The sequence below is a fragment of the Marisediminicola sp. LYQ134 genome (assembly GCF_046599635.1).
In the GTDB taxonomy this organism is placed as follows: Bacteria; Actinomycetota; Actinomycetes; order Actinomycetales; family Microbacteriaceae; genus Marisediminicola.
This window is the reverse complement of sequence record NZ_JBKIWP010000003.1, coordinates 89866-107828: the sequence shown is the minus strand read 5'-3', so window position 1 is coordinate 107828 and position 17963 is coordinate 89866. Positions and strand designations below refer to the sequence as shown.

17 protein-coding genes and 1 riboswitch are annotated in these 17963 nt (G+C 68.7%); of the genes, 10 read left to right on the top strand and 7 right to left on the bottom strand.

Annotated features, from left to right (window positions below):
• Positions 1-173: 173 nt before the first annotated feature.
• The 3 genes from galT to ACLHIH_RS13670 are packed head-to-tail and all read left to right on the top strand — an operon-like array spanning position 174 to position 3249.
• Entirely contained in the window at positions 174-1277 is a 1104-nt protein-coding gene (galT, locus tag ACLHIH_RS13680) for a galactose-1-phosphate uridylyltransferase (RefSeq protein ID WP_411317400.1), read from the top strand.
• Positions 1274-2431 carry a galactokinase gene (gene galK / locus ACLHIH_RS13675; RefSeq protein ID WP_411317399.1) on the top strand — a complete coding sequence of 386 codons (1158 nt, stop codon included), beginning with the start codon at positions 1274-1276 and terminating at the stop codon, positions 2429-2431. Before galT ends, galK begins: the two co-directional genes overlap by 4 nt.
• Positions 2432-2457: 26 nt before the next feature.
• Positions 2458-3249, top strand: a complete 792-nt coding sequence (locus tag ACLHIH_RS13670) for a hypothetical protein (protein WP_411317398.1) — start codon at positions 2458-2460, stop codon at positions 3247-3249.
• A gap of 75 nt (positions 3250-3324) precedes the next feature.
• Here ACLHIH_RS13670 and ACLHIH_RS13665 read toward each other — a convergent pair whose 3' ends face one another.
• The 4 genes from ACLHIH_RS13665 to ACLHIH_RS13650 all read right to left on the bottom strand — a co-directional run bounded on the left by ACLHIH_RS13665 (position 3325) and on the right by ACLHIH_RS13650 (position 7315).
• The gene (locus tag ACLHIH_RS13665; RefSeq protein ID WP_411317397.1) at positions 3325-4200 is read right to left on the bottom strand and encodes a bifunctional methylenetetrahydrofolate dehydrogenase/methenyltetrahydrofolate cyclohydrolase; all 876 of its coding nucleotides are present in this window, start codon (positions 4198-4200) and stop codon (positions 3325-3327) included.
• The gene (gene glyA / locus ACLHIH_RS13660) at positions 4194-5480 is read right to left on the bottom strand and encodes a serine hydroxymethyltransferase (RefSeq protein ID WP_411317396.1); all 1287 of its coding nucleotides are present in this window, start codon (positions 5478-5480) and stop codon (positions 4194-4196) included. The genes ACLHIH_RS13665 and glyA overlap by 7 nt, the downstream gene beginning before the upstream one ends.
• Before the next feature lie 56 nt (positions 5481-5536).
• A riboswitch (ZMP/ZTP riboswitch) is annotated at positions 5537-5620 on the bottom strand.
• 2 nt (positions 5621-5622) lie between these two features.
• A complete protein-coding gene (locus tag ACLHIH_RS13655; RefSeq protein ID WP_411317395.1) occupies positions 5623-6039 on the bottom strand; it encodes a hypothetical protein in 417 nt (138 codons plus the stop codon).
• Between the two features lies 1 nt (position 6040).
• A complete protein-coding gene (locus tag ACLHIH_RS13650; RefSeq protein WP_411317394.1) occupies positions 6041-7315 on the bottom strand; it encodes an MFS transporter in 1275 nt (424 codons plus the stop codon).
• Positions 7316-7430: 115 nt separating this feature from the next.
• Here ACLHIH_RS13650 and purU point away from each other — a divergent pair, with 115 nt between their 5' ends.
• The 4 genes from purU (at position 7431) to ACLHIH_RS13630 (ending at position 11369) form a co-directional block, all read left to right on the top strand.
• Complete coding sequence (gene purU, locus ACLHIH_RS13645) at positions 7431-8285, top strand: formyltetrahydrofolate deformylase (RefSeq protein WP_411317393.1); 855 nt, start codon at positions 7431-7433, stop codon at positions 8283-8285.
• A 167-nt stretch (positions 8286-8452) separates the two neighbouring features.
• Positions 8453-8887, top strand: coding sequence for a hypothetical protein (locus ACLHIH_RS13640; protein ID WP_411317392.1), 435 nt, complete (start codon positions 8453-8455; stop codon positions 8885-8887).
• Between the two features lie 47 nt (positions 8888-8934).
• The gene (locus ACLHIH_RS13635; RefSeq protein WP_411317391.1) at positions 8935-9858 is read left to right on the top strand and encodes an FAD:protein FMN transferase; all 924 of its coding nucleotides are present in this window, start codon (positions 8935-8937) and stop codon (positions 9856-9858) included.
• Positions 9855-11369: an oxidoreductase gene (locus ACLHIH_RS13630; RefSeq protein WP_411317390.1), complete on the top strand. Its 1515-nt coding sequence runs from the start codon at positions 9855-9857 to the stop codon at positions 11367-11369. The genes ACLHIH_RS13635 and ACLHIH_RS13630 overlap by 4 nt, the downstream gene beginning before the upstream one ends.
• Before the next feature lie 105 nt (positions 11370-11474).
• On the opposite strand, the gene ACLHIH_RS13625 is transcribed toward ACLHIH_RS13630, so the two are convergent.
• Positions 11475-12689: an NADP-dependent isocitrate dehydrogenase gene (locus tag ACLHIH_RS13625; protein ID WP_411317389.1), complete on the bottom strand. Its 1215-nt coding sequence runs from the start codon at positions 12687-12689 to the stop codon at positions 11475-11477.
• Positions 12690-12837: 148 nt separating this feature from the next.
• Between ACLHIH_RS13625 and ACLHIH_RS13620 the strand changes: the two genes are divergently transcribed.
• The 3 genes from ACLHIH_RS13620 to ACLHIH_RS13610 all read left to right on the top strand — a co-directional run bounded on the left by ACLHIH_RS13620 (position 12838) and on the right by ACLHIH_RS13610 (position 14189).
• On the top strand, positions 12838-13293 hold the full coding sequence (locus ACLHIH_RS13620; protein ID WP_411317388.1) for a GNAT family N-acetyltransferase: 456 nt from the start codon (positions 12838-12840) through the stop codon (positions 13291-13293).
• Between the two features lie 9 nt (positions 13294-13302).
• Complete coding sequence (locus ACLHIH_RS13615; protein WP_411317387.1) at positions 13303-13614, top strand: MGMT family protein; 312 nt, start codon at positions 13303-13305, stop codon at positions 13612-13614.
• Between the two features lie 125 nt (positions 13615-13739).
• Positions 13740-14189 carry a hypothetical protein gene (locus ACLHIH_RS13610; protein ID WP_411317386.1) on the top strand — a complete coding sequence of 150 codons (450 nt, stop codon included), beginning with the start codon at positions 13740-13742 and terminating at the stop codon, positions 14187-14189.
• 49 nt (positions 14190-14238) lie between these two features.
• Here ACLHIH_RS13610 and ACLHIH_RS13605 read toward each other — a convergent pair whose 3' ends face one another.
• The gene (locus ACLHIH_RS13605; RefSeq protein ID WP_411317385.1) at positions 14239-16044 is read right to left on the bottom strand and encodes an ABC transporter ATP-binding protein; all 1806 of its coding nucleotides are present in this window, start codon (positions 16042-16044) and stop codon (positions 14239-14241) included.
• Entirely contained in the window at positions 16041-17810 is a 1770-nt protein-coding gene (locus tag ACLHIH_RS13600) for an ABC transporter ATP-binding protein (RefSeq protein WP_411317485.1), read from the bottom strand. Before ACLHIH_RS13600 ends, ACLHIH_RS13605 begins: the two co-directional genes overlap by 4 nt.
• Between the last annotated feature and the right edge of the window lie 153 nt (positions 17811-17963).

Genomic DNA, 17963 nt, shown 5'->3' with positions numbered 1-17963 from the left:
ACGACATCGGGAGCGACCGCCCCGGCGCGACATCGGTGCGTCTGGCTGCTCCGATATGCTTGCGCGAGATCACCGATTGCCGCTCAGTCGAGAGCGGCAGCCGTAGCCCGTCCGGCGCTCGAGAGCCCCGAGAGAGCGCGACGGGGTCGGCCATGCGACAGAGGACAAAGGTCATGCCTCCCATCACGAAACGCGAATACCTGCTGGCGGACGGACGGGAGCTGATCTACTTCGACGACAGCGACACGACGCTCTCGCCGGACCGCAAACCCGACGAGCGCGTGCTCGACGCTCGACCGGCCACCGCCGTCATGCGCCAAGACGTGCTCACGGGCGAGTGGATCTCCATCGCCGCAGCGCGCCAGAACCGCGCCTTCCTCCCCCCGGCCCATCTCGACCCTCTCGCGCCGTCGACGCCGGCCAACCCCTCGGAGATCCCCGACACCTACGATGTCGCGGTCTTCGAGAACAAGTCCCCGTCGTTCGGGCCCGGGCTCGAGACGGATGTCGACGGCGGAGCGCCGTTCGACGCGACGTCGATCGGGTTCGAGCGCACGCATCCGTCGATCGGGCGGTGCGAGGTCGTGTGCTTCAGCCCCGAGCACGAGGGATCGTTCGGGAGCCTGAGCGAGTCGCGCGCCCGCACCGTCATCGAGGCGTGGGCCGACCGCACGGCAGCGCTCTCCGCACTCCCCGGCGTGTCGCAGGTGTTCCCGTTCGAGAACCGCGGCGAGGCGATCGGTGTGACCCTCCACCACCCGCACGGCCAGATCTACGCCTACCCCTACGTCACCCCGCGCACGCGCCGCGTGATCGAGTCGCTCGACGCCGTCGGCCCCGACCTCTTCGAGAGGATCCTCGAGACGGAGCGCGCCTCCGAGCGGGTCGTGCTGAGCGGCGAACACTGGACGGCGTTCGTGCCGTTCGCCGCACGCTGGCCCATCGAGGTGCACATGCTCCCGCACCGCCACATCCCGGACTTCGCCGCGACGAACGAGGCCGAACGCGACGAGCTCGCAACCCTCTACTTGCGCCTGCTGCGGGGTCTCGACGCGCTCTACGACACCCCGACCCCCTACATCGCCGCGTGGCACCAGGCTCCCGTCGTGGAGCGTCGCGACGACATCCGCCTCATGCTCCAGGTCACGTCTCCGCGCCGAGCCGAGAGCAAACTCAAGTTCCTCGCGGGGTCGGAAGCGGCGATGGGCGCGTGGATCGGCGACGTCGCCCCCGAACAGGCAGCAGCATTCATCAAAGAAGGGATCGCGCGCGTATGAGCGACATCCGAGACGACGTCACCGCGGGTTTCACCGAGATCTACGGCTACGAGCCCGTCGGCCTCTGGTCGGCGCCCGGCCGTGTGAACCTCATCGGCGAGCACACCGACTACAACGACGGCTTCGTGCTGCCGTTCGCGATCGATCGACGCACCATCCTCGCTCTCGGCGTGCGTGACGACCGGATCGTGCGCGTCGCGAGCGACTTCGCCGACGAGCAGGTGGAGATCGACCTCGCAGAGCTCACGACCGACAACCTGCGCGACTGGTCGGCCTACCCCCTCGGCGTCGCGTGGGCGCTCGGAGAGAACGGCGCCGATCTCGCCGCCGTCCCCGGCGTCGACATCTACATCGAGTCGGACGTTCCCGTCGGGGCGGGACTCTCGTCGTCGGCGGCGATCGAGAGCGCCGTCGCCCTCGCGCTCAACGACGTCTGGCAGCTCGGCCTCGACCGCCGCACCCTCGCGCGCGTCGGCCAGCGCGCCGAGAACGTCGCGGTCGGCGCCCCCACGGGCATCATGGACCAGTCGGCGTCGCTCCTCGGTGAGGTCGATTCCGCCGTCTTCCTCGACTGCCGCACCCTCGACGCCGAGATCGTCGACCTCGGTTTCGCCGCGGCAGGGCTCGAGCTCGTCATCATCGACACCAAGGTGAGCCACTCCCACGCGACGGGCGGATACGGCGATCGGCGGGCCTCGTGCGAACTCGGCGCGAAGACGCTCGGCGTCGACTCGCTGCGGGATGTCTCGGTCGACGACCTCGAGCGAGCCCGCACCGTGCTCGACGACGTGACCTTCCGTCGCGTACGCCACGTCGTGACCGAGAACCGCCGTGTTCTAGACACCGTGCGCACCATCCGCGAGCAGGGTCCGCGGGCGATCGGGGAGCTCCTCGACGCCTCGCACGAGTCGATGCGCGACGATTTCGAGATCTCGGTGCCCGAACTCGACCTCGCGGTCGAGACGGCCCAGATGAACGGTGCCATCGGCGCGAGGATGACGGGCGGCGGTTTCGGCGGCGCGGCGATCGCCCTCGTGCCGAGCGAAGCCGTGTCGCGCGTGCAGGTCGCGATCGATGGCGCCTTCGCCGAACACGCCTTCAGCCAGCCTGATATTTTCGTCGTGCGCGCCTCGAAGGGCGCGAGTCGGGACTGACCCGACCGAGAGAGGGGAGGGCGGACGTGACACGTCGTCGCCTCGCGCCGCGGACCGCGACGATCGGTTCCGCGCTCGTGATCTTGAGCGCAGGTCTGCTCACCGGGTGCACGCCGCCGTCTGCGACGGCCGACCCCCCGCCCTCGGCGCCCGCCGCCCCCGAGGTGACGCCGACGCCGTCACCCTCGATCGTCGAACCCGACACGACCCTCTTCACCGTCTCGGCCAAGGTGCGGGCGATCGACAACACGACCGTCGACATCAGTCTCACCGGGTTCGAGCCCGTGCCCTCGACCGACCCGCGAGCCGCCGACCTCGTGGAGATGCTCGTCGACGGATGCCGCGCCATGGACGCCGCGAGCGTCTCCGACGTCACCGCCCCCGTCTCGGCGGCGAGCCTCGCCGAGTACGGCAGCAGCCTCATGCGCCTGGACTACACGGCGACCCCCGAGGGACACACGTTCTTCGCACCCGTCGACCTCCAGGTGGGTAGCCCCTACTTCGGCCGCATCGTGTCGGGCGAGAACGTCGCCGAGGTCGTGACCAACACGACGTGCACGGGCCGCTACCAGTTGACGGGGTCGGGCGAGGCGACGGCCGTGAGCAACTATGAGAGCGGTCGATCGGTGCCCGATGACGACCAGTGGATCTACGGCCACTACGGGTTCACGGTGCCGTTCGAGTCGGGCGCGACGATCGAGGCGTGCTCGGTCGAGGTCAGCGACCTCGCCGCCGAGAGCGTCGGCGACGTTCCAGGATGGGAACCGGGGTCGGATCGCACCGCGATCTCGTGCGGCATCGGGTGGCTCGGAGACTGAGCCTCCGACACCTGGGCCTCCGACACCTGAGGCGCCGTCACCCGGGCCGCCCACCGAGGAGCGCGCGACCTCGACCTAGAGTCGTTCGGCCGCCTGCACGACGTTCTCGAGGAGCATCGCGCGGGTCATCGGTCCCACTCCCCCGGGCACGGGCGACACGAAGGCCGCGACATCCGTCACTCGCGGGTCGACGTCGCCTCGCAGCTTGGCCTTGCCGGTCTCGGGGTCGACGACGCGCGTGATGCCGACGTCGAGCACCGTGGCCCCGGGCTTGACCCACTCCGGTTGCACGAGCGAGGGAGAGCCGACCGCGGCGACGACGATGTCTGCCCGACGCACGTGCTCCGCGAGGTTCGCGGTGCGGGAGTGCGTGAGCGTCACCGTCGCGTCGAGTCCCTTGCGAGTGAGGAGGAGGCCAAGAGGCCGGCCGACCGTGAGTCCGCGCCCGATCACGACGACCTCGGCCCCGGCGATCGGCACGTCGTGGCGCTCGAGCATCTCCACGATGCCCGCGGGAGTGCACGGGAGCGGCGAATCGAGCTCGCCCGCGACACCGAGCACGAGTCGCCCGAGGTTGGTGGGGTGCAGTCCGTCGGCGTCTTTCGCCGGATCCATGAGCTCGAGCATCGCGTTCTCGTCGATGCCCGCGGGGAGCGGGAGCTGGATGATGTACCCCGTGACGGCGGGATCGGCGTTGAGACCGGCGATCGCGTCCCGCACCTCGCGCTCGGTCGCCGACGCGGGGAGGTCGACCCTGATCGACTCGATTCCCACCTCGGCGCAATCACGGTGCTTGCCCGCGACGTAGGAGAGCGAGCCGGGGTCGTCACCGACGAGCAGCGTGCCGAGACCGGGCGTGATGCCTCGCTCGCGCAGTACCGCGATGCGGCCGGCGAGGTCGTTCTTCACCGCGGTCGCCGTTGCGACGCCGTCCAAGCGAACGGCTACCACTGCTCGAGGCCGTCGTAGAGCGGGAACCGGTCGGCGAGAGCCGTCACTCGACTCGAGAGCGACTCGAGGTCGGCACCCGGGAGAAGAGTCGACGCGATGATGTCGGAGACCTCGGTGAACTCGGCGTCGCCGAAACCGCGCGTCGCGAGCGCGGGCGTGCCGATGCGGAGCCCCGACGTGACCATCGGCGGGCGAGGGTCGAAGGGCACAGAGTTGCGGTTGACCGTGATGCCGACCGTGTGGAGCGCGTCTTCCGCTTGCTTGCCGTCGAGCGGCGAATTGCGCAGATCGGCGAGCACGAGGTGCACGTCGGTGCCCCCGGTGAGCACGTCGACGCCCGCCGACGCGGTGTCGGGCGCCATGAGACGCTCGGCGAGCAACTGGGCCCCCCGGATGGTGCGCTCCTGCCGGTCGCGGAACGCGGGCTCCATCGCGAGCTTGAACGCCGTCGCCTTCGCCGCGATCACGTGCATGAGCGGCCCGCCCTGCTGGCCGGGGAAGACGTTGCTGTTGAGCTTCTTCGCGAGCGCGGTGTCGCGGCTCAGAATGATTCCCGACCGCGGTCCGCCGAGGGTCTTGTGCACCGTCGACGACACGACGTCGGCGAACGGCACGGGAGAGGGGTGGAGGCCCGCAGCGACGAGCCCGGCGAAGTGGGCCATGTCGACCCACAGCGTCGCGCCGACCTCATCCGCGATTTCCCGGAAGGCGGCGAAGTCGAGCTGGCGGGGGTAGGCCGACCAGCCCGCGATGATCACGCGCGGTTTGTGCTCGCGCGCCTTGTCGCGCACGACATCCATGTCGATGAGGAAGGTGTCGGGGTCGACGCCGTAGGCCACCGCGTTGTAGAGCTTGCCCGAGAAGTTGAGCTTCATGCCGTGGGTCAGGTGACCGCCGTGGGCGAGCTCGAGGCCGAGGATCGTGTCGCCGGGGTCGGCGATCGCCGAGAGCACCGCGGCGTTGGCGGATGCCCCGGAGTGCGGTTGCACGTTGGCGAACTCGGCACCGAAGAGCTGCTTCGCTCGCGCGATCGCGAGCGACTCGGCGACGTCGACGAACTCGCACCCGCCGTAGTACCGGCGACCGGGGTATCCCTCGGCGTACTTGTTGGTGAGCACCGAACCCTGCGCTTGCAGCACGGCGCGAGGCACGAAGTTCTCGCTCGCGATCATCTCGAGGGTGCCGCGCTGGCGGCCGAGCTCGAGCTCGAGCACTTCGGCGATCTCGGGGTCGACGACCGAGAGGGGCTCGGTGAAGGCGGAGAAATGGGATTCGGACACTGGCAGCTCCTTGTCACGGGTCGAAGGCACGCTCGGCGCACACTCGACGTCTTGTGTGGAATGGCCCAGGCGTACGGCCACCAACCGTGTCAATCGCTCCCCGATGGGTGCCCATCTGAACGCCAGTCGCGACGCTGTCAGTCTACCCCCGCGGCGGTCTGCCGCGTCTGGCAGACCGCCTGCGGCGTCGTGCGGCACGTTCTCTCCGCGCCTTCTCGCGAGCCCGGGGTGGCACGAGAAAAGGGATCGCGGGATAGAGCACGCCTGCACCCACCCCGTGCAGCATGCCGATGGAGCACACCGTCACGACTCCGAATAGCAAGACGGCGACGAAGGCGGGGATGAGCGTGCCCAGGTCGAAGAAGCCGATCTCACCGAGGAAGTTCATGAGGAGCGCCACGCCGAGCAGCATGAGCGCTGGTGGCCAGAACGAGGGGTGAACGCGAAGAAGCACCCCGAAATTCTCCGCCCGACCGTCGGAGTGTCTCCAGCTGTAGAGGGAAAGCACCGGAAAAGCCACAGCGCCGACAGCACTCAGGATGGTCACGATGGTCGTCATGCTAGGTGGGGATCGTCGGGATCTCGGATGTCTGCGGCTCCACGCGAGCCCGCCGACGCCGGCTGATGACGCGATCGCTCGCGACGATGAGCACGACACCCGCCGCGACGATCGACGCCTCGAAGAACGGAAGGGTCTCGAGACCCACGGTGTCGTAGAGCTGCCCGCCGATGAAGGCGCCGCCCCCGATGCCCACGTTGAACGAGACCGTGAACCACGCCGAGGCCTGATCGCGCACGCGAACCGACGCGGTCTGCAGCATCCGGGTCTGCAGGAGGGCTGGGCCGCCACCGAACGCGATGCCCCACACGATGAGGGCGACGACGACGATGACGCGCTGCTCGGGAACGAGGCCGATCACCGTGACGGCGATCGCGACGATCGCGAAGGCCCCCGCGAGGCTCGCCCGCGGATAGCGCGCGCCGACGATACCGACGAGGATGAGACCGACCGCGCCCGCTCCCCCGTAGACGAAGAGCAGCACGCTCACGCTCGACTCCGCGAACCCGCTGACGCCCGTGTAGAACGGCACGATGTAGGTGTAGAAGAGGTTCTGGCCGATCATGATGACGGCCACGATGGCGCACAGGAGCACGACACCCGGGATGGACTTGTCTTTGCGCGCGGGGAGGGGGATCTCGCCCGTGCGCAGCTCGACCCCGTGCTTGACGGCGGGCAGGAAGAAGACGACGAGCACCGTGAGCACGACGATCGTCACGGCCATCACGACGAAGGCCATGCGCCAGCCGAGAGCCGTGCCGAGCGCTGTGCCGACCGGCACACCGAGAACGAACGCCGTCGTCGCCCCGGCGCTCGTGATCGCCACCGCACGGGCGAGCTGCTCGCGCGGCACGAGGTAGCCCGAGTACGCCCCGACGACGGCCCAGAACAGGCCGTGGGCGAGACCACCGAGCATGCGGGCGACGACGACCACGGCGAAGTTCGGTGCGAGAGCGACGAGCACGTTGGTGAGCGCGAACGTCGTGAGCACGACGATCACGAGGGTCTTGCGGTCGAAGCGTCTCGTGAGGGTCGTGAGGATGGGCGCGCTCACGACGACCGTGCCCGCGTAGACCGTGACGAGCAATCCGACCTGCGATTCGGTCACGGCGAGACCCTCGGCCAGTTGCGGCAGGAGACCGGTCGGCAGGAATTCACTCGTGACGCACACGAAGATCGCGCCCGAGAGGATGACGAGGCCGAACCACGGGAACGGCTTCGCTGCGGATGCGGAACCGCTCGGCGAGCGCGGGGATCGGTTGTGGGGCGCGTTCATAGGAGAAGGGCTTCCCTGGGAGAGTGTGGATCGTGTCGCCGTCCGCGGGATGCCTCCCGTTCGAGGCCATCGCGGCCAGACTATCGCAGGGCCTCCAGACCCGTACGCTGTCACGGTGACCGACTCCACCCACTGGGCCCTGACCATCGTGTGCGACGACCGACCCGGCATCGTGCATGCCGTGAGCGGAGTCGTCGTCGACACGGGGGGCAACATCACCGAGTCGCAGCAGTTCTCGAGTGACGACACCGGGCGGTTCTTCATGCGCCTGCAGGTCGAGTCGCCGCGAACGCGCGAGCAGTTCGAGACCGCACTCGAGCCGATCGCCGAGAGCTACGACATGACGTGGCGACTCGACGTCGTCGGCCGCCCTCTGCGCACCCTCGTGCTCGCGAGCACGGCGGCGCACTGCCTCAACGACATCCTCTTCCGCACGCGCGCCGGGCAGCTGCCGATCGAGGTGCCCCTCGTGCTGAGCAACCACGAGTCGCTCGCCGGACTCGCCGAGTTCTACTCCGTTCCCTTCGAGTCCCTCCCCGTGACGGATGCCGAGCAGAAGGCCGCGTTCGAAGCGCGCGTGCTCGAGGCGGTCGAGGCCCACGACATCGAACTCGTCGTGCTCGCCCGCTACATGCAGATCCTGTCGAGCGAACTATGCGCGAAGCTCGAGGGGAGGGTCATCAACATCCACCACTCGTTCCTCCCCGGGTTCAAGGGCGCGAACCCCTACAAGCAAGCCCACGCCCGCGGCGTGAAGCTCATCGGCGCGACCGCGCACTTCGTGACCCCCGACCTCGACGAGGGGCCCATCATCGAGCAGAACGTCGTGAGGGTCGACCACTCGAGGACACCCGCGCAGCTCGTCGCGATCGGTCAGGACGAGGAGTCGCGCACGCTCACCCAAGCGGTCAAGTGGTACGCCGAGAACCGCGTGCTCCTCGACGGCGATCGAACCATCATCTTCAAGTAGCGCGGCTCCCGACCCGCGTCGCGGGGAGCACCGACGCGAGTCTCGAGGGGCGACCAAGCTCTGCGACGCTTCGCAGCGAATACATAGCAGTGCCCCGCAACAATGAATTCGATCAGCACCGCCGTCGGCACCGCCACCGTGACGGCACCACACTTCGAGGAGATCCCGTGACCGCCGCCCGCCGCCGCACCGCCGCCCTCGTCTTCGGAGGCATCTCCGTCGCCACGGCCCTCGCTGGGTGCTCGACACCCGACGCCTCGACCGGGTCCGACTCGACGGGCGGGTCCGCGCCGACCACGTCGGGCGACTACGTCGACGGCAGCTACTCGGCCGCGGGCGACTACCAGAGCCCGGGCGGCACCGAGTCGATCGACGTCGAGTTGACCCTCGCCGACAACATCGTGACCGAGGTCTCCGTCACCGGGAACGCGACGTCCGGCAACGCCGAGCGCTACCAGAGCGAGTTCATCGACGGCATCGACGCCGAAGTCGTCGGGGTCGACATCGACGACCTCGCCGTCGACAAGGTCGCCGGGTCGTCGCTCACGAGCGACGGTTTCATGGCGGCCGTCGCACAGATCAAAGCGGATGCCGCGAGCTGAGGCCGCGCGATGACGCCGCCTGCGGCCGCACGCCCGGTTCTCCTGTGATGACCGACCTCGTGAGCCACCGTTTCGATGCGATCGGCACCCGCTGGTCGATCGACACTTCCCTGCCCCTCGACGCGTCTCTCGTCGAGGCCGTCGCGGATCGTGTCGAGCGGTTCGACCGCGACTGGTCGCGATTCCGGCCCGACTCCCTCGTCGCGCGCATCGCGAGCACCGCCGGCCGCACGATCCTGCCCGACGACGCTCCCGGGCTCCTCGACGTCTACCGTCGCCTCTACGCCGCGACCGACGGCGCTGTGAGCCCCCTCGTCGGGCGCACCCTCTCCGACTGGGGTTACGACGAGCACTACTCCCTCGTGCCCGCACCGCGCATCTCGTCCGTCCCCTCGTGGGACGACGCGATCTCGTGGCACGGCCGCTCGATCGAGACGTTCCGACCGGTGACCCTCGACGTCGGAGCGGCCGGCAAGGGATACCTCGCAGACATCCTGAGCGCGCTGCTGAGCCGCGCGGGAGTCGACGAGCACACGGTCGACGGCAGCGGCGACATCGTGCACCGCGCACCGCGCGCCCTGCGGGTCGCTCTCGAACACCCGCGCGACGCGACGAAAGCCATCGGGATCGTCGACCTCTCGACGGGGGCGATCGGCGCCTCGGCGTCGAATCGTCGGGTGTGGCGCGGCGCGCACCACATCCTCGACGCCGTGACGGGCCGCCCCGCGAGCGCGGTCATCGCGAGCTGGGCGATCGCGGCGACGGGCATCGAGGCGGACGGCCTCGCGACCGCGCTCATCGTGGGTGACCCCTCGCGCCTCGCCGAGCACTTCGACTTCGAGTGGGTGCGGATGCTCGCCGACGGAACGATCGAGCGGTCGGCCGGCTTCACCGGGCAGATCTTCGCGCACCAGACCGTGGCCGACCGGATCTCCGCGCACCGTGCCGCCGCGCACGAGGGGGCAGCATGATCTCGGCCCTCGCGACCCTCGACCGCACGCTCGGACGCGTGACGATGTACCGCCTCGTGACGCTCGTCCTCGCCGCGCTCGCCCTCATCTCGCTCGGGCTCTCCGCCCTCGGCATGCTGCCGTACGCTCCCCTCGACATCCTCGCGAGTGGGGCCGTCGCGATCGCGAGCACGCTCGTCGCATCGCGCGTGATGGCCCTCCTGTTCCGCACGCGGCCGCACGTCGAGTCCTCGCTCATCACCGCTCTCCTCGTGTTCTTTCTGTTCTGGCCATCGAGCGAACCGCGCGACCTCGCGGTCGTCGCCCTCGCGAGCGCGCTCGCGACCGCCTCGAAATACGTCGTCGCGTGGCGTCGACGTCACATTCTCAACCCCGCCGCCGCCGGGGCGATGATCGTCGCCCTCCTCGGGTTCGATTCCGCGGTCTGGTGGGTCGCGACGGCAGCGATGCTCCCCTTCGTCGTCGTCGGCGCGGCGCTCGTGCTCCACCGGGTGCGTCGATTCGCTCTCGCGGGGGTCTTCATCGTCGCGAGCGCGAGCATCCTCGTCGGTCGACTCGCCTGGTCGGGCTCGACGCTCCTCGACGCGACCGCGACGGCCTTCGTGTCCTACCCGATCGTGTTCTTCGCCGCGTTCATGCTGAGCGAGCCGCTCACCCTCCCGCCCCGGCGCTGGCAGCAGCTCGCCCTCGCGGCGCTCGTCGGGGCGCTCTTCGGCGTCGTCGGTCTCGTCTTTCTCGGACCGGTGTCGCTCTCGTTCGAAATGGCTCTCGTCATCGGCAACATCGCGGCGTTCGCCGCGGGCCAGCGTCGACGGGTCTCGCTCCGCTACGTCGGTCGCGACGACCTCACCCCGACAGCCGCGCGCTTCACGTTCGCCCCCGCCGCTCGCGTGCCATTCCGCGCCGGGCAGTACATCGAACTCACCCTTCCGCACGACCGCGCCGACGCACGCGGGTCGAGACGCGTGTTCACGCTCTCCTCCGCTCCCGGCGACGACACGGTGAGCGTGAGCCTGCGGATGAACGACCCCTCAAGCTCGTTCAAGCGCACCCTCGCCGCGCTGCGCCCCGGGGCGAGCGTATCGGCGACGCAGGTCGCCGGCGACTTCGTGCTCCCGAGAGACGAAGGGGTCCCCGTGCTGCTCGTCGCTCGCGGCATCGGGGTGACACCCTTCGTGAGCCAGCTCGCGGACGACCGCGGACGCGGTCGAGCCAGGGACTCGGTGCTCGTCTACGAGGTCGCCTCTCTGCGGGAGTTGGCCTTCTCCGACGAGCTCGCAGAGCACTCCGTCGTGCTCGTCTCGCCGAGTGAGCCGCAGAACCTCCCCGCGACGTGGCGCTGGGCGGGCGCGGGGCCCATCGACATCGACCTGTTGCGGCGCGAGGTGCCGGATGCGGCGTCCAGGCGGGCATTCGTCTCGGGAGCACCCGCGATGGTCACGGCGACGGCCGCGGCGCTTCGTCGCCTCGGCGCCTCGCGCGTCACGACCGACCACTTCGCCGGGTACTGAGCGGGCGATCGAGGCCCGACCCCGGCCCCACGCACGAATCGCGCCGCCCCGTCGCCCGGTGGGGCGTACGGCACGACGCGATTCGCGGGTGCGGTTCGGCGGTGATCAGCCCAGGCGTGCAGCGAGGTTCTTGTCGAGCGTGTCGAGGAACTCCTCGGTCGTCTGCCACTTCTGGTCGGGACCGACGAGGATCGCGAGGTCCTTCGTCATGGCGCCGGACTCGACGGTCGTGATGACGACGTCTTCGAGCGTCGACGCGAAGTCGATGAGGGCCTGGTTGTCGTCGAGCAGGCCGCGGTGCGCGAGACCGCGCGTCCAGGCGTAGATCGACGCGATCGGGTTCGTCGAGGTCGGCTTGCCGGCCTGGTGCTGGCGGTAGTGACGCGTGACCGTGCCGTGCGCGGCTTCCGCCTCGACGACCTTGCCGTCGGGGGTCGCGAGAACCGAGGTCATGAGCCCGAGCGAGCCGAAGCCCTGGGCGACGGTGTCGCTCTGCACGTCTCCGTCGTAGTTCTTGCAGGCCCAGACGTAGCCGCCCTCCCACTTCATGGCCGACGCGACCATGTCGTCGATGAGGCGGTGCTCATAGGTGAGACCGGCAGCGTCGAAACGCTCTTTGAACTCGGTCTGGAAGATCTCCTCGAAGATGTCCTTGAACCGACCGTCGTAGGCCTTGAGGATCGTGTTCTTGGTCGACAGGTAGACCGGGTAGTTGCGGCTCAGACCGTAGTTGAGGCTCGCCCGGGCGAAGTCGATGATCGAGTCGTCGAGGTTGTACTGCACCTGGGCGATGCCGTCACCGGGAGACTGGAAGACCTCGAACTGCTGGGGCTCGGAGCCGTCTTTTGGGGTGAAGCTCACCGAGAGCGTGCCCTCGCCCGCGAAGCGGAAGTCGGTCGCGCGGTACTGGTCGCCGAAGGCGTGACGACCGATGATGATGGGCTTGTTCCAGCCGGGCACGAGGCGGGGGATGTTCGAGATGATGATCGGCTCGCGGAAGATCACGCCGCCGAGGATGTTGCGGATGGTTCCGTTCGGCGAGCGCCACATCTTCTTGAGACCGAACTCTTCGACGCGGGCCTCGTCGGGGGTGATCGTCGCGCACTTGACGCCGACGCCGTGCTTCTGGATGGCGTGAGCCGCGTCGATCGTGACCTGGTCGTCGGTCGCGTCGCGGTGCTCGATTCCGAGGTCGTAGTACTCGAGGTCGATGTCGAGGTAGGGGTGGATGAGCGTGTCTTTGATCGACTGCCAGATGATGCGCGTCATCTCGTCGCCGTCGAGTTCGACGACGGTTCCTTCTACCTTGATCTTCGACACTGGTGATCTCCTCGGTTCGTTCGGTGGGCCGCCAAACAGCCTACACTTCGGGCCAACTATCTCGACATCGAGATACTTCTCGGGGGAGAACCACGCCAGGCGAGCCGCGGCCTACCTCGCGTCCGCCGCCTCAAGCTAGCCTGGAGACATGGCTGACCTGAGACTCGAAGAACTGTCGGCGAAGAACGCCGTCGCGGCGAACAACCTCACGCTCAAACCGGGTCAGGAGCAGTTCATCGCTCCCGTCTCCTACGCGATGGCGAGCCCGTTCCTCGATCCGAGCACGAGCTGGTCGCGCGTCGTGCTCGACGACGACGACGAGGTCGTCGCGTTCATCATGGCGAACTTCGATCCCGAGGCGCACGAGCCCGAATTCCAGAGCTGCATCTGGCGCATGAACGTCGCCGCCGAGGCCCAGGGCCGCGGCGTCGGTCGCTACGTCGTGATGTCCGTCGCCGACGAGGCGCGCAAGCGCGGCTTCACGCGGCTCACCGTCATCTGGGAGCCGGGAGACGACGGCCCCGAGGAGTTCTTCATCAGGGTCGGATTCGCCGTCGTCGACCAGACGCAGTACGGCGAGAACATCGGGGCGATGGACCTCTGAGTCACGAGTGTGACCGACGCTGCGGATGACTTCGTCTCGCGAGTGCTCGCGGTCGTCGACTCCATACCGGCGGGACGCGTCATGACCTACGGCGACGTCGCCGCCGCCATAGGAATACGGGCGGCACGCGCCGTCGGCACCGTGCTCGCGAGATACGGGTCGACCGTCGCGTGGTGGCGCGTGGTGCGAGCCGACGGCAGACCCGCCGCCGGTCACGAGGCCCGAGCGCTCGAGCACTACCTCGACGAGCAGACACCGCTCACCTCGGCGGGCGAGTTCCCGCGGATCGCGCTCGCGAGAGCGCGGTTCTCTCCCGACTGAACGCGGGAGTCATCCTCGCGACGGATGACCGAGCGACCGAGGGGTGACGGCGTCGCGACGCGGGGGTGACGACATCCGCTCGCCGACGCGGTCGACTGGGGGTACACCAACCGAAGGACCCCCACATGACACCCCGCTCGCTCCCCTCCCGCTCGGCCGCACGCCGATCCCTCACCGTCGTCGCCACCGCGACGGTCGCCGTGCTCGGCGCGACGACCCTCAGCGGGTGCACGGTCCTCGAGGCCTTCGCGACGACCTCGGAAGCGCGATACGTCGACTATGCGGACTTCTCCGAGAACGCGGAGCTCGTCTTCCGCTCGGCCGACTGGGTGCCCGACGATTCGACCGACCTCGCGGTGCGCTTCATCGTCCGGGAACCGGGGAACATGCTGCGGTTCACGAGCGAGAGCGGCGTCGATCCCGACGAGTGCGTGGAGGGCGCCCTCTCGGGCGAACCTCCCCTCGAGGCCGGATGGTGGCCCTCGAGCGAGCCGGACGAGGGGCTCGTGTGCGCAACCGACTGGCAGGTCTTCGAGCACTCGGGCTCGTGGTTCGCCTGGACGAACGCCGCGTGACCTCGCGGCCTCACCGGCCGAGCGGGCCTCGCGTCACCCTCGAGGCCCGCTAGACGAGCGAGTCCCGCCACGCCGCATGCAATTGTGCGAACTTGCCCGTGCCGGCGATGAGGTCAGCGGGTGTGCCGTCTTCGACGATGCGGCCGTGTTCCATGACGAGCACGCGATCGGCGATCGCGACGGTCGAGAGCCGGTGGGCGATGATGATGGCCGTGCGCTCGGCGAGAAGCGTCGTGAGCCCCTCCTGCACGAGTCGCTCGCTCGGGATGTCGAGCGACGCCGTCGCCTCGTCGAGGATGAGCACGACGGGATCGGCGAGGAACGCGCGCGCGAACGAGATGAGCTGGCGCTGCCCGGCCGACACGCGTCCCCCGCGCTTGTTGACGTCGGTGTCGTAGCCGCCGGGCAGCCCCTCAATGAACTCGTGCGCCCCGACAGCTCGAGCCGCCTCGACGATCTGCTCGCGCGTCGCGTCGGGTTTGCCGAGAGCGATGTTGTCGGCGACCGACCCCGAGAAGAGATAGGCCTCTTGCGTGACCATGACGATGGCGCGGCGCAGGTCCTTGGGGTGGAGCGAGGTGAGGTCGACGCCGTCGAGGGACACCGTGCCCTTGCTCGGGTCGTAGAACCTCGAGATGAGTTTGGCGAGCGTGGACTTTCCGGCGCCCGTCGAGCCGACGAGCGCGATCACCTGGCCCGCGGGGATATCGAGATCGAATTCGGGGAGGATCACGGTGTCGCGCTTGTAGGCGAACTCGACCCCCGAGAACGAGACCGCGCCATCCGCTTTCCACAGGTCGACGGGAGTGACGGGATCGGGCACGCTCGGTGTCTCCTCGAGCACTCCCGAGATCTTCTCGAGCGCGGCAGCGGCCGACTGGTAGGAGTTGTAGAACATCGCGATCTCTTGCGCGGGCGCGAAGAACTGCCTCGTGTAGAGGAGTGCCGCGAGGAGGACACCGATCGCGAGCGAGCCGTCGGCGACCCTCAGGCCGCCCACGAGCAGCACGACGGCGAGCGCGACGTTCCCGATGAGCACGAGGCCCGGATCGAAGATGCCGAAGAGGCGGATGACCCGGCTGTTCGAGTCGCGATAGGCCTCGACGTAGCCCGCGAAGTCGTCGGCGTTGCGCTTCTCCTTGCGGAAGGCTTTGACGGCACGGATGCCCGTCATCGTCTCGACGAAGTGCACGATGAGGCGCGCCGACGCGACCCGCGTCTCGCGGAACACGCGCTGCGATCGCACCTGGAACCAGCGCGTGAGAAGCGCGAGCGGAATGAGGAACGCCGCGAGCACGAGCCCGCTCGTGGGGTCGATCAAGACGAGCGCCCCCGCGATGAAGACCATGTAGAGCACGCCCTGCACGAGCTGGTTGATGCCCGAGTCGAGCAGCTCGCGAATCGAGTCGAGGTCGCTCGTCTGGCGGGCGATGATGCGGCCCGACGTGTAGCTCTCGTGGAACTCGAGACTCAGGCGCTGCGTGTGCAGGAAGACGCGCTTGCGCAAGTCGATGAGGATCGCCTGACTCACCCGAGCGGCGAGCACGGTGTACCACGCGATGAGCAGGGCGCCGATGACCCCCGTGCCGAGGTAGGCACCCACCGCGAACCCGAGCGGCATCCATTCGCCGTCGATGATGCCGGGGAGCCCGGCGTCGATCCCGTAGGCGATGAGAGCGGGGCCGGCCACCTGGGCGGCCGAGCTGACCGAGACCACGAGCATCGTGAGCACGACGCGCGCCGTGAGCGGACGGAGTAGCGACCCGAGCAGGCGAAGGGATCGCCTCCGGATCTGGCGGCTCTCGGCCTTCGTGAAGTCGTCGCGCTCTTCACCCTCGACACCCCGCACACTCATGAGAGCGCCCCTCTCGTGTTGGGTGCGGCGGTGTCGTGCAGAACATCGGGCAGGGGGCCGGGCACGGTGTCGGGCCCGGGGTCTGGCATCGCCGCGGCTGCTTCCTCGTCGAGGCTCGAGATGACGAACCGGTAGTGATCGTTGGTCGCGAGCAAGTGCGAGTGCGTGCCGACCGCCGTGACCCTGCCCCTCTCGAGCAGGGCGACGCGATCGGCGAGCATGACCGTCGAGGGGCGGTGGGCCACGATGAGGCCCGTCGTCGAGGCGAGCACGCGGCGCAGCGCCGCTTCGACGAGGGCTTCGGTGTCGACGTCGAGAGCCGAGAGGGGGTCGTCGAGCACGAGCACCTCGGGTCGGGCCGCGACAGCGCGCGCGAGGGCGAGACGCTGGCGCTGCCCTCCCGAGAGGCTCAGCCCCTCCTCGCCGACGAGGGTCTCGACACCGTGGGGGAGGTCGTGCACGAAGGCCGCCTGCGCGATGTCGAGCGCTTCGGCGAGATCGGCGTCGCTCGCCTCGGGCCGACCGAGGAGCACGTTGTCTCTCACCGAGGCCGAGAAGAGGATGGCGTCTTCGAACGCCATGGCGATGTGCCTGCGCAGATCGTGGCGCGTGAGATGCCGGATGTCGACCCCGTCGAGGGTGATGCGCCCCGCCGTCACGTCGTAGAGCCGTGTCGAGAGTGCCGTGAGCGTCGACTTGCCCGAGCCCGTGAGCCCGACGAGAGCCATCGTCTCTCCGGGTTCGAGAGCGAGATCGATGCCGTCGAGGAGGTCGGGAAACTGCGCGGGCGAATCCTGGTAGCGGAAGTGCACGCCCTCGAACACGAGTCGGCCCTCAGGGTCGTCGATGACCACGGGAGACTCGGGGTCGGTGATGGTGTTCTCCTGATCCATGACCTCGAAGAAGCGATCGGCCGCGGTGCGTGCGTCGAACGTCATCGCGAGCAGGTAGCCGATCGACTCGACGGGAAAGCGCAAGACCGTGGCCGTCGCGAAGAAGGCGACGAGCTCACCGACGCTCAGCTGGCCGTCCGCGGCGAGGAGCACCCCGCCGAAGAGCGAGAGCGCGAACGTCACGTCGGGAACGAGGAGCAGCCACAGCCAGATGCCCGCGACGGCGCGGGCCTTCTCGATCTCGGTGCCGCGGAGGTCCTCCGCCTGGTTCACGAAGTTGCGCAGCGCGTGACCGCCGCGCCCGAACGCCTTGAGCACCCGGATTCCGTGCACCGACTCCTCGACGGATGTCGCGAGATCCCCCGCCTGGTCTTGGCTCCGTCGAGACACGACCGAGTACTTCTTCTCGAACACGTAGCCGTAGATCCACATCGGCACGGAGCACACCATAAAGAGCACGCCGAGCATCCAGTTGATCGAGATCAGGAACACGAATCCGACGACGATCGTCGCGATGTTGACGACGAGCAGCACGAGCCCGAACGACATCCAGCGGCGGATGATGTTGAGGTCGCTCACCGCTCGCGAGAGCAGTTGCCCGCTCGCCCACCGATCGTGGAACGACACGGGGAGGTCTTGGAGTTTCTCATAGAACGCGTTGCGCATCCCCGCCTCGACCCTCGTCCCGGGCTGCAGCACGAACCACCGGCGCAGCCAGATCATCACGGCCTCGATGACGCCGAGCGCGAGAACGACGAGCACGGGAACCCAGATCTCACTCGAATCGCCGTCTTGCAGGGGACCGTCGACGAGAGACCTCAGCACCTGCGGGATCGCGAGGGCGACGAGCGCGGCGAGGAGCGCGGAGACCATTCCGAGGTAGATGCGCGGGAGGGCCGACTTCGCGTAGGGGTAGAGACGGAGGATCGAAGCGAACGTGCTGGGTTTCTTGACTGGCGTAGACACGGTGTTCCTTGGTCGCGCATCGCTGCGGCGCGAGACGGTGTCGAGGGGGTTGTCGGGGCG

Bases quoted from the DNA above. Each gene is read 5' to 3' on its own strand.
- ACLHIH_RS13630 (WP_411317390.1), top strand. From the start codon at position 9,855: ATGATCTCGGCCCTCGCGACCCTCGACCGCACGCTCGGACGCGTGACG.
- ACLHIH_RS13610 (WP_411317386.1), top strand. From the start codon at position 13,740: ATGACACCCCGCTCGCTCCCCTCCCGCTCGGCCGCACGCCGATCCCTC.
- ACLHIH_RS13605 (WP_411317385.1), bottom strand. From the start codon at position 16,044: ATGAGTGTGCGGGGTGTCGAGGGTGAAGAGCGCGACGACTTCACGAAG.
- galK (WP_411317399.1), top strand. From the start codon at position 1,274: ATGAGCGACATCCGAGACGACGTCACCGCGGGTTTCACCGAGATCTAC.
- ACLHIH_RS13655 (WP_411317395.1), bottom strand. From the start codon at position 6,039: ATGACGACCATCGTGACCATCCTGAGTGCTGTCGGCGCTGTGGCTTTT.
- galT (WP_411317400.1), top strand. From the start codon at position 174: ATGCCTCCCATCACGAAACGCGAATACCTGCTGGCGGACGGACGGGAG.
- ACLHIH_RS13635 (WP_411317391.1), top strand. From the start codon at position 8,935: ATGACCGACCTCGTGAGCCACCGTTTCGATGCGATCGGCACCCGCTGG.
- ACLHIH_RS13650 (WP_411317394.1), bottom strand. From the start codon at position 7,315: ATGAACGCGCCCCACAACCGATCCCCGCGCTCGCCGAGCGGTTCCGCA.
- ACLHIH_RS13620 (WP_411317388.1), top strand. From the start codon at position 12,838: ATGGCTGACCTGAGACTCGAAGAACTGTCGGCGAAGAACGCCGTCGCG.
- ACLHIH_RS13600 (WP_411317485.1), bottom strand. From the start codon at position 17,810: ATGGTCTCCGCGCTCCTCGCCGCGCTCGTCGCCCTCGCGATCCCGCAG.